General features: G+C 67.0%; 11 protein-coding genes. All 11 read right to left on the bottom strand.

The features are described from left to right. The 11 genes from AC5P5X_RS12415 to AC5P5X_RS12365 all read right to left on the bottom strand — a co-directional run bounded on the left by AC5P5X_RS12415 (position 1) and on the right by AC5P5X_RS12365 (position 10321). Positions 1–771: a glycosyltransferase family 2 protein gene (locus AC5P5X_RS12415; RefSeq protein ID WP_109337362.1), complete on the bottom strand. Its 771-nt coding sequence runs from the start codon at positions 769–771 to the stop codon at positions 1–3. Further along, positions 761–2446 carry an ApeI family dehydratase gene (locus AC5P5X_RS12410; RefSeq protein WP_109337363.1) on the bottom strand — a complete coding sequence of 562 codons (1686 nt, stop codon included), beginning with the start codon at positions 2444–2446 and terminating at the stop codon, positions 761–763. Before AC5P5X_RS12410 ends, AC5P5X_RS12415 begins: the two co-directional genes overlap by 11 nt. Beyond that, positions 2439–2990, bottom strand: a complete 552-nt coding sequence (locus AC5P5X_RS12405; RefSeq protein ID WP_005414874.1) for a COG4648 family protein — start codon at positions 2988–2990, stop codon at positions 2439–2441. The genes AC5P5X_RS12410 and AC5P5X_RS12405 overlap by 8 nt, the downstream gene beginning before the upstream one ends. Before the next feature lie 22 nt (positions 2991–3012). Beyond that, positions 3013–3270, bottom strand: a complete 258-nt coding sequence (locus tag AC5P5X_RS12400; protein ID WP_005411609.1) for an acyl carrier protein — start codon at positions 3268–3270, stop codon at positions 3013–3015. Positions 3271–3287: 17 nt separating this feature from the next. Continuing rightward, complete coding sequence (locus AC5P5X_RS12395) at positions 3288–3545, bottom strand: phosphopantetheine-binding protein (protein ID WP_005411610.1); 258 nt, start codon at positions 3543–3545, stop codon at positions 3288–3290. Further along, a complete protein-coding gene (locus AC5P5X_RS12390; protein WP_005414875.1) occupies positions 3532–4329 on the bottom strand; it encodes a lysophospholipid acyltransferase family protein in 798 nt (265 codons plus the stop codon). The genes AC5P5X_RS12395 and AC5P5X_RS12390 overlap by 14 nt, the downstream gene beginning before the upstream one ends. Further along, entirely contained in the window at positions 4322–5065 is a 744-nt protein-coding gene (locus AC5P5X_RS12385; protein WP_005411612.1) for a beta-ketoacyl synthase chain length factor, read from the bottom strand. Before AC5P5X_RS12385 ends, AC5P5X_RS12390 begins: the two co-directional genes overlap by 8 nt. 217 nt (positions 5066–5282) lie before the next feature. Beyond that, positions 5283–6296: a cytochrome d ubiquinol oxidase subunit II gene (gene cydB, locus AC5P5X_RS12380; protein ID WP_005414876.1), complete on the bottom strand. Its 1014-nt coding sequence runs from the start codon at positions 6294–6296 to the stop codon at positions 5283–5285. Position 6297: 1 nt separating this feature from the next. Further along, positions 6298–7695 (bottom strand): cytochrome ubiquinol oxidase subunit I, encoded by a 1398-nt coding sequence (locus AC5P5X_RS12375; protein WP_024957719.1) that lies wholly within the window; start codon positions 7693–7695, stop codon positions 6298–6300. 129 nt (positions 7696–7824) lie between these two features. Beyond that, a complete protein-coding gene (locus AC5P5X_RS12370) occupies positions 7825–9024 on the bottom strand; it encodes an FtsX-like permease family protein (protein ID WP_099473863.1) in 1200 nt (399 codons plus the stop codon). Between the two features lies 1 nt (position 9025). Beyond that, on the bottom strand, positions 9026–10321 hold the full coding sequence (locus AC5P5X_RS12365; RefSeq protein WP_239502327.1) for an ABC transporter permease: 1296 nt from the start codon (positions 10319–10321) through the stop codon (positions 9026–9028). Between the last annotated feature and the right edge of the window lie 41 nt (positions 10322–10362).

The raw sequence follows: 10362 nt of genomic DNA, 5'->3' as shown, positions 1-10362 counted from the left end.
TCAGCGCTGCCCCCGCAGGCGGCGCCACAGCAGGCGCGGCGCGCGCCAGAGCATGCCGAAGAACAGGCGGGTATGCATGCGGCTGATGCGCACGTTGTCACGCCACACATCGAAGTGCGACACGCCATCGGCGGGATAGGTCACCCGCGTGGCCAGGTGCTCGACCGGCAGCTGTCGCCAGTACAGGCGCACCATCACCTCGGTATCGAAATCCATGCGGCGGCCGATGGTCTCTTCACCGATCAGGCGCAGCACCGGCGGCAGCGGATACACGCGGAAGCCGCACATGGTGTCGCGCAGGTGCAGCGACAGCGTGTTGATCCAGACCCAGATATGGGTCGCGTAGCGTCCGTACAGGCGCGCCTTGGGAACACTGGCGTCGTAGGCCGGGATGCCGCAGATCACCGCACCCGGGTGCGCACGCGCCGCCTCGATGAAACGCGGCAGGTCGGCGGTATCGTGCTGGCCGTCGGCATCGATCTGCAGCACGTGGCTGTAGCCACGCGCAGCGGCCTCGGCAAAGCCGGCCAGCATCGCCCCACCCTTGCCCTGGTTGATGTCCAGGCGCAGCACGTCGACGCCCTGGCGCTGTGCCAGCGAACGCAGCACCGTCGCGCACGCTTCATGCGAGCCATCGTCGACCAGCAGGCACGGCAGGCCAGCGGCCTGCACGCCGTCGACCACCGCCGCGATGGCGTGCTCGTGGTCGTAGACGGGAATCACCACCAGTGGCGCGAACGCGGCACCGGCAACGGCCGGATCAGTCCGCATCGGCGAAAACCACCTTGCCGCTGGCATGCACACCGTGGCTGGAGGTGTAGCGGAAGGCCAGCACATTGCGCGTGGCATCCCAGTCCAGCTGCAGGGTCAGCTCATCGCCCGGGCGGGCCACGTGCTGGAACTTCACCGCATCCATGCGCAGGAATCCGGCCGGCATGCTGAACGCCTGGCGGCCAAAACGCACGGCCCAGTCCAGCTGCGCCACGCCGGGCAGGATCGCCGCCTGCGGGAAGTGGCCCTGGAACGGCCGCAGCGCCGGGTCGAGGGTCATGCGCAACGTAGCGCTGGCAGCATCGCGGTGAACCCAGACCGGCACCGGCATGAGCGGCTGGAACAGCGCCGCCAGTGCCGCCTGGGTGACCTTGCCCTGTGCATTGATCGGCAGCGCCTTCACCAGGCGCCAGCGGCGCGGCCGGGTGACCGCGTCATGCGCCTGTGCCAGGCGCGCGCCAAGGCGCTGGCCCAGCGCGCGGCGCGCGGCGTCACCGCCCTCCAGCAGCGCCAGGTTGGCCGGTACCACCACCGCTGCCAGCTGCTCACGCTGTCCTGGCAGGACCAGTACTCTCACATCGTCCACTTCGGTGTCTTCGCGCAGCGCGCGTTCCAGCGCATCCAGCGAAACGCGGCGCTCCTCGATCTTGACGATGCGGTCGGCACGGCCCAGCAGGCGGAAGCGGCCATCGGCCAACGCTTCCACGCGGTCCTGGGTGCGCCACCAGTCGAGGGTTTCCAGATGCGCCGAGGCGACGGCCAGGCAGCCATCCTCGATGCGCCATTGCACGCCTGGCAACGGCTGCCACGGCGGCAGGTCGGTATCCCAGCGGCGCCAGGCGATACCACCGGTTTCGCTGCTGCCGTAAACCTCGGTCGGTGCCACGCCCAGCCATTGCCGTACCTGGCGTGCGGCTTCTTCGGGCAGCGGGCCACCGGAGGAGAACACTGCGCGCAGGCGGCCGTGCAGGCTGGCCCAGTCGAGCTGCTCGGGCAGGCGCTTGAGGTGGGCTGGCGTCGCCACCAGCACCGTGTCGGTACCGGCCAGCGCGCCCACCAGGTCTTCGTGGAAGAACCGGCGCGGATGGATCAGGCGGCCGGCGGCCAGCGGCCACAGCACCCGGAACAGCAGGCCGTAGATGTGCTGGTGGGACACCGTGCCATGCACCTGCACGCCTTCCAGCTGCGCGCCGAACGCAGCCTGCAGCGCATCCACCTCGCGCGCCAGCTGGTCCATGCGCTTGTTGATCGCACTGGGCTGGCCCGTGCTGCCGGAGGTGAACACGCACAGCTCGCAGGCGCGCTCGTCCAGCACCTGCAGTTCGCCGTCCACGCCAACGGTGGGGGCAACCAGCGCTCGGTAGTCGGCGGAAACATCGCCGGCGAAACCGCTCACCTGTGGCTGCAGCGCCTGCAGCGTGGCCGGCAGGTTGTCGGCAGCCAGAAACACCCGCTTGCCGGCATGCCAGGCGCCGAACAGCGCAGCAGCGAAGGCCACCGCATCATCGAAGTACAGGGCCCAGTCACGGCCATCGGCAGCAGCAAAGGCCGCACGCCAGGCCAGCACCCGCTGGCGGAAGCGGGCATGGTCGATCACCTCGCCATCGCACACGCCGATGCTGCGCTGCGGCTGCGGGTCCACCAGCAGCCGGTCCAGGGCAATCCACTCAGCCATGCGCGTGCGCTGCCTTGACCCGACGCCGCACCAGCCACTCACCTGCAAACAACACGCCCATCATCACGTACGCCAACAATCCGTTGTAGAGCATCCAGACCCGGTCCGACGCGTAAAGCGCGGTCAGCAGGGCCAGGCTGCCGTTGAGAACGAAGAAGCCACACCACACCTGGGTGACGCGGCGGGTATAGGCCACCGCGAACGCCGGCAGGTCCGGCTCCTGCAACCGCGCCAGGCGTTCCACCAGCGGCGGGCCGAAGCGCAGGCTGGTGCCGAACACCGCCAGCATCACCATGTTGACCAGCGCCGGATACAGCTTCAGCGGCAGGGCCTGGTTCAGCACGGTGGCCAACACGGCCAGCAGGCCGGTTCCCGCGGCGGCGGCCCACCACAGCGGCTGGCGCGTACTCAGCGCACGCAGCAGGGCCAGGGTGAACAGCAGCAGCGACAGCCAGCGTGGCTCGAAACGGCCCATCGCCAGGTACACCAGCACCGGGTAGGCCAGCGAGATCGCAGCCACCACGACCGTGCGTGCGCGTGCCATGGCGGAGCCGCCGGCGCTGCGGTCAGGCGGCTGCCTGGTCCGGCAGCAACCCATGCACGACATCGACGATGTCCTGCACGGTGCGCACGGCCTTGAACGCTTCCGGCTGCAGATTGCGGCCCAGCAGCGGCTTGAGCTGCACGATCAGGTCGACCGCATCGATGCTGTCGATATCCAGGTCGTCGTACAGGCGTGCCTCGGGGGTGATCCGGGCGGTTTCGATCTCGAAGCTGTCGGTCAGGATGCTGACGATGCGTTCGAACAGTTCATTCTTGGTCATGGCAATTCCTGGCGCCGTTACGACTGGCGGGCGGCGACGAACTCGCCGAGCGCGCGCACGCTGGAGAAATGGCGACGGGTTTCTTCCGAATCGGCCGAGAGGCTGACACCGTACTTCTTCTGCAACGCCAGGCCCAACTCCAGCGCGTCGATCGAATCCAGGCCGAGGCCCTCGACGAACAGCGGCGCGGTCGGATCGATGTCCTCCGGCGTGATGTCCTCCAGCGAAAGGGAGGAAATGATCAATTCCTTGATCTCGTGCTCAAGTGCTTGCACGGGGCGGCTCTCCAGACAGGTCGAAATAACGAGAAAGGTGCTCGGTAACGCGGCGTGCCGCCAAGGCATCCCCCCTTGGCGAGTCGTCTTCGGCCAAGAAAGGCGCGATCGGGATATCTTCGCCGATCTGCAGCCGAACGTGAAAGCGACGTGAGGGGACACGATACCACTTCTGTCCCTTGGTCAGGGTTGGCGGGCTGCAGGTGATCCGCACCGGGGTGACGTCGATGCGGCCCCGTACGGCGATGTTGGCGGCCCCGCGCTGCAGGCGCGGCGGCTGCCCGGGCACGCTGCGGGTGCCCTCCGGGAAGATGACCAGGGTGCCGCCGGCATGCACCGCGGCCACGCAGTCATCGACCAGGCCGGCGCCATCGTCATTGGAGATGTAGCCGGCGGCCCGTACCGGACCGCGCATGAACGGGTTGCAGGCCACGGCCCGCTTGACCACGCAGTCGGCGTTGGGAAGCAGCGAGATCAGGCAGACCACGTCGATCAGGGTCGGGTGGTTGGCCAGCACCAGCAGGCCGTCACGCTGCAGGCGTTCACCGCCCTCGATCTCGTAGGTCATCACCCCCAGCCCGCGCATCAGCCGCAGATGGCTGGCGAACGCGACCTGGACCACGCGCCGGGCGCGCCGGCGACGGGCCACCGGGTCCCGCATCAGCAGCAGTACCGGCATCACCAGGACGCCGAGCAGCAGCCCGCCCAGGCCAAACGCAACAAAGCTCAGGCCGGTGCCAAACACCCGCCAGGCGTGGTCGAGGCGGCGCGGCAGCTCACTCACGGCGGCCCCAGCGCCAGCGCTGGCCATGGGCCACGTGCTCCAGCGCTGGCGCGCCGGACAACAGGAAGCGATGCAGGTCCAGCGCGTGCGGCAGCAGGCCGGGTACAGTGCTGGCCTGGCCGTCGGCCGGCTGCCACTGCAGCGCCAGCGTCGGCCGGCCCTCTGCTGGCGCGGTCAAACGCCAGCACCAGGCGAAGAACGGGTCGGGTTCGTCGGCGAACGTCGCGTAAACCTCCGGTAGCGGCGACTCGTAGACCACCACCCGTACCTCGCGGGCGCCATCGGCAAGCAGGGCGACGGCCTCCAGGCACGCGGCTTCGACCGTTGCCTGGCCAGCAGCCAATGCCAGGTAGTTGCCGCGATGGCCGCGGGCGATTGAATACAGCGCGGCGATCGCGTTGTGCACCGACAGGCCAAATCCGGTGGGCGACAACGGCTGGTCGCCGACCAGCGCCCCCAGCAGGTCCATCGAACGTGCGACGTCGCCATGGCGGCTGGCGAACACCAGCGGCACGTCGCTGTCGGCCCCCTGCCCGTCCTCGCACCAGCACGCGGTCTGGATCGCCATGCGGCCCAACCGCTCGATGCGACGGCGTTGCATTGCCGGAACCTCTGCCAGTGCCGGCGTATCCCCGCCGTGCGGCAGGTACGGCGCTTCGGCCCAGCCCAGCCACTGGCTACGCTCGCTCAGGCCGGGCGCCCACGCGGCCCAGTCGACGATGGAGAATTCAATCATTTAGCGTTGGTGCTTCAACGGGAGAACGATAGGCACGAGCCATTACGGCGACGCGCGGCGGCCCCCCATTCCTGCAGCCGTGCGTCCGTCCAGGACGTCGCCGGCTGCCCCCCTGGCTGCCGGAAAGGAGCGCACGCTAGCACGTCCCGCCCGGGGTGTGCAGGTTTCACATTCCCCAACACGGGGCCCGGCACCGGCGGGCCCCGCCTTCAACCCATCAGTGGTAACCGGTGTCGGCGTGCACCTTGCCGCGGAACACCCGGTACGACCACGCCGTATAGCCCAGGATGACCGGCAGCAGAATGACCAGCCCGACCAGGGTGAAGCCCAGCGAGGAGGCCGGCGCGGCGGCCTGCCACAGGGTCATCGACGGCGGCAGCAGGTACGGCCACATGCCCAGCACCAGGCCAAGGAAACCAAGCACGAACAGCGCCAGGCTGAGCAGGAACGGCGGCAGGTCGCGGCGCGGATGGGTCGCACTGCGCCACAGCGCGGCGGCCACCGCCAGGGTCAACAGCGGCACCGGCGACAGCCACCAGAAGTTGCCGTCGCTGAACCAGCGGGCCATCAGCCGCGAATCGAGGAACGGCAGCCAGCTGCTGACCAGGCCCATCGCTGCGATCACCGCCACCACCAGCGGCCGGGTCATCTGCCGTGCCAGCGCCTGCACGCGGCCTTCGGTCTTCAGGATCAGCCAGGTGCTGCCCAGCAGCGCGTAGCCGGCCACCAGCGCAGCACCGGTCAGCATCGCGAACGGGCTGAACCAGGCGAACGGCCCGCCCTGATAGACACCGTCCACCAGCGGGATGCCCTGCACCAGGGTGCCGAGGATCACGCCCTGGGCAAACGTGGCCAGCAGCGAACCGAGGCCGAACGCCACGCTCCACAGCCGGCGCGATCGATGCGCCTTGAAGCGGAACTCGAAGGCCACGCCGCGGAACACCAGCGCCACCACCAGCAGCAGCACCGGCAGGTACAGCGCCGACAGCAGCACCGCATAGGCCTTCGGGAACGCCGCCAGCAGGCCGGCGCCACCCAGCACCAGCCAGGTCTCGTTGCCGTCCCAGATCGGCGCGGCGGTGTTCATCATCAGGTCCAGCTGTTCCTCGTCCTCGGCGAACGGGGCGAGGATGCCGATGCCGAGCACGAAACCGTCCAGCACCACGTACATCAGCACGCCGAAGCCGATCACCGCGAACCACGCCACCGGCAGCCAGGTCATCAGGTCCATGTCAGCGCTCCTCCAGCGGTTCGTCGGCTGCCGACAGCGGGCGTGCCGGGGTGTGGCTGCCGTGGTCCAGCGATGGCCCATCATCGTGCGGACGCGGTCCGTGGCGCAGGATCTTCACCAGGTACCAGATGCCCCAGCCGAACACGAAGGCATAGCCGACCACGTAGACACCCAGCGACAGCGCGGTCATCCACGCGCTCTGCGGGCCGACCGCATCAGCGGTGCGCAGCACGCCATACACCACCCACGGCTGGCGGCCCATCTCGGTGACGAACCACCCGGACAGCAGCGCGATGAAGCCGCTGGGCAGCATCCAGTTCCAGCCGCGCAGCAGCCACGGCGAATCCAGCAGCTTCCTGCGCCACAACTGGAACGCCGACACCCAGGCCAGCAGCAGCATCAGCGTGCCCAGCCCGACCATGATCCGGAAGGCGAAGAACACCGGCGTCACCGGCGGCCGCTCGCTGGACGGTACCGAAGTGAGCGGGTCGAAGGTGCCGTCCAGGCTGTGGGTGAGGATCACGCTGCCCAGCTTCGGGATGGCAACTTCGAAATCATTGCGCTCTTCCTTCTCGTTCGGCAGCGCGAACACCACCAGCGGTACGCCCTCGCCTTCCTTGGTTTCATGCCAGTGCGCTTCCATCGCCGCGATCTTCATCGGCTGGTGCTTGAGCGTGTTCAGGCCATGCATGTCGCCGACGAAAATCTGCACCGGCACGGTCAGTGCCGCGAACGCCACCGCTGCGATCAACATGCGCCGGCCCGCTTCCACGTGCGTGCCCTTGCGCAGGTACCACGCGCCCACGCCACCGATCACGAAACAGGTGGTGATGAACGAACCCAGCGCCATGTGCGCCAGCCGGTACGGGAACGAAGGATTGAACACCACCTGCCACCAGTCCACCGGATGCACCACGCCGTTGACCATCTCGTAGCCGGCCGGCGTATGCAGCCAGCTGTTGGACGACAGGATCCAGAACGTGGAGAACAGCGTGCCCAGCGCCACCATGCAGGTGGACAGGAAATGCAGGCGCGGCGAGACGCGGCCCCAGCCGAACATCATCACGCCGAGGAAGCTGGCTTCCAGGAAGAACGCGGTCAGCACTTCGTAGGTCAGCAGCGGGCCGATGACCGTGCCGGCCACCTCGCTCAGCCGTGGCCAGTTGGTTCCGAACTGGAAGGCCATGACGATGCCGCTGACCACGCCCATGCCGAACGACACCGCGAAGATCTTCTGCCAGAAGAAATACAGCTCGCGCCACACGGGCAGCTTGGTGCGCAGCCAGCGCCATTCGATGAAGGCCAGCCAGCTGGCCGTGCCAATGGTGAAGGCGGGGAACAGCACATGGAAACTGATGACGAACCCGAACTGGATCCGGGACAACAACAACGCGTCCAAGGGACGCCTCCTGCCTGTGACCGGTGGGATACCGGACCACTTTAGGAGGATTTCGTTAAGACGGGATGCGACCGGGTGACGCGCTGCTTCACTTTGTCGCAGGTGAAGCTGGGTGACAGGATGAATGGGCTACAGGGGCTTCAGCAAGGTCAAGGGCGGCTCCTTGGCGATTCGCAGGGCCCGGGGTACCAGTGCAGTCAAGCAGGCCGCCATCACCAGCACGACAGCGCTCGATATCGAGAACCACGGTGAACCTGTGCTGCCGTCCTGCGGCGACCCTACCCACTGCAACGACAACGCGCCGAGCAGGGTGCCCAGCGTGGTGAACAGTGAAACCTCGAACATGATTTCGGCAAAGATCACGGACCTGCGAGCACCCAATGTCCGTCGGACCCCAATGGAGTGCCGGCGCCGATCAAGCCACGCGCCCACAACTCCGGAAACGCCGGCCATCAGCACACCGAGAACAACGGCGGTCATGACCGCGAGCACGGTCGTAGCGAAGCGATCAGCTTTGACGTAGGCGTCGCGATAACCCGCCAGCGTCTCGACACCGGCTGGATGCATGATCCGATAAGGCCGCTGCAGCGCATCGGCGGTGCGATCAAGCGATGAACGATCAACCTCCGACCTCCACTTCGCCAGATAATAGCGACTGGCGCCCATGGGAAGGCCCGGGAGCAGCACCCACTGCGAGTCCCGCTCATTGCCGCCTGGCGCCGGTCCAGCAACAGACGCAAATACGCCCACGATGACCCGGCTGCTGCCGGGGCCGAAATACAGGTGGCGGCCAACAGCATTCCCCGTTCCGAACAGATGGGCAGCCAGCGATTCACTGATCAGCACCACCGGAGCGCCTTCAACCATGTCCTCCTCCATGGCATCGCGCCCCAGGACGATTCCCGCGCCCAGCATCGCCAGCAAGCCAGAGCTTGCAGTTACAACGGGAACGCGATCACATCCAGCAACGTCTGCCGTGCCCGCGTTCATCGAATGCACCATGGCCGACTCACTGGTGCATACGCCGTATCGATGGGCTCTTCCCCCGAACGGAACAGCGTCGCTCACAACCGTGTCCTGAACACCGGGCAGCCGGATCGCGGACAGGTCTGCCCGCAGCACTGCCGCATCCGCGCCTTCTTCGACATCAGAGACTCTGACCACACCAATCGATGCTGCCTCCCGGATGCTCCCGGCGTTCAATCTGGCGAAGCTGTCCAGCGCAGATTGCAGTGCGAACGCACATGCCAGGCTTGCAAGCGCTGCCTGCACTGCAAGCAGTGCGGCGCTTCCCAAATGTCGTCGGGTCTCCCTCATCGATTCGAACATTTCAGGCAGCCCCCTTCGCGAAGGCACTCGACAGGGAGCTGACCCTGCAGATTTCAAACGACGGGACCAATGAACAGAGCAACGTCGTGACGACTCCCAGGCCAGCGGCCATCAGCATTGCCCCAGCATGCATCGCCGTTATCGCGCTGGGCAGAACGTCTCCCGCAGCAACCACCCGGATTCCCAGCGTGTAGGTGACGACAGCGAGCACACTGCTTGCGGCTCCCGCCGCGATGGATTCCCACATGAGCTGGATGAACACGTCCCGACGTCGCGCTCCCAGTGCACGTCGTATCGCGAGCTCCCGCCGACGGCGCCCCAGACTGAAGCTCAGCAGCGCCGCCGCGTTGACGATGCACACACCGAGAAGGATCAGTGACAGCCGAAGCTGCATCCTGGCCCGCTCCGGAACCAATCCCAGCCTATCCAGCCACTCCATCAACGGCCAAAGTGCCACCTGCTGGGTGCCTGGTTCGATCCGAAGGCCCTTTGCCTGTGCATAGGCATCCAGATTCGCCCGGTAGGCGGCGACATCGTCCGCGGTGGGCAGCCACGCCCACAATTGGAGCCATGACACGTTGGCTCCTGCAGGGTCCGTGTCCTGGTCACCCCCCCAGATCGCCGTCCCATCCACAACAGTCAGCCTGTCCGCGATTGCGGTCTCAACTGGCAGGTAGATCTCGTCAGGTTCCACAAACGGCCGGCGTGTGAGATCTCCCTGAAACATCGGTACCGGATGCCAATCCTCCGCGACACCCACAACAGTGTAGGTGCGCCTGCCCAGTTCCAACCGATGACCAACACAGTCCTGCGCACACTCGCGCTCGGCGAGCGCACGCGACAGGACCACTATCCGACTCGCAGCATGCCCCTCCTCGGCGGTCCATGCCCGCCCTTGAACAACGGCGATGCCAAGGACACTGAAGACTTCAGAGGTGGCGAACCTCGCACGCAGCCTTGCGCTGGCGGCTCCCGGCCGGGAGAGCGTCACCGCCCCGCCCGCCATGGCGGCCTGCTTCCACGACCTCCCCTGGCCCAGAAGCGCCTTCGCATCCGGCCAGGTCAGTGCCTGTCCCGGATCCGGGGAACCCCTGCGCAGTGCGTCTGGACGCGCGTCAAGGTACGGGCGGAACAATGCCGAGCTCCTGCCTGGCGCGGGATCCGACGATGCCTGGAGAACAATGGAGAGCATCACGGTCGTGATCCCCACCCCCGCACCCAGCATGAGAGCGATTGCCAGATGAGTGCCGATCCGTTGCTTGAATCGGGCAAGCGAAAGCTGGATGTAGTAGAGCATCATCCAATTGCATCCGGCGTTGGATTACTGGCGCACCTGTC

Source organism: Stenotrophomonas sp. YJH_SMC_91, from assembly GCF_059368495.1.
Note: the sequence above shows the minus strand (reverse complement) of the source record. Positions and strands in the feature narration are given on the sequence as shown.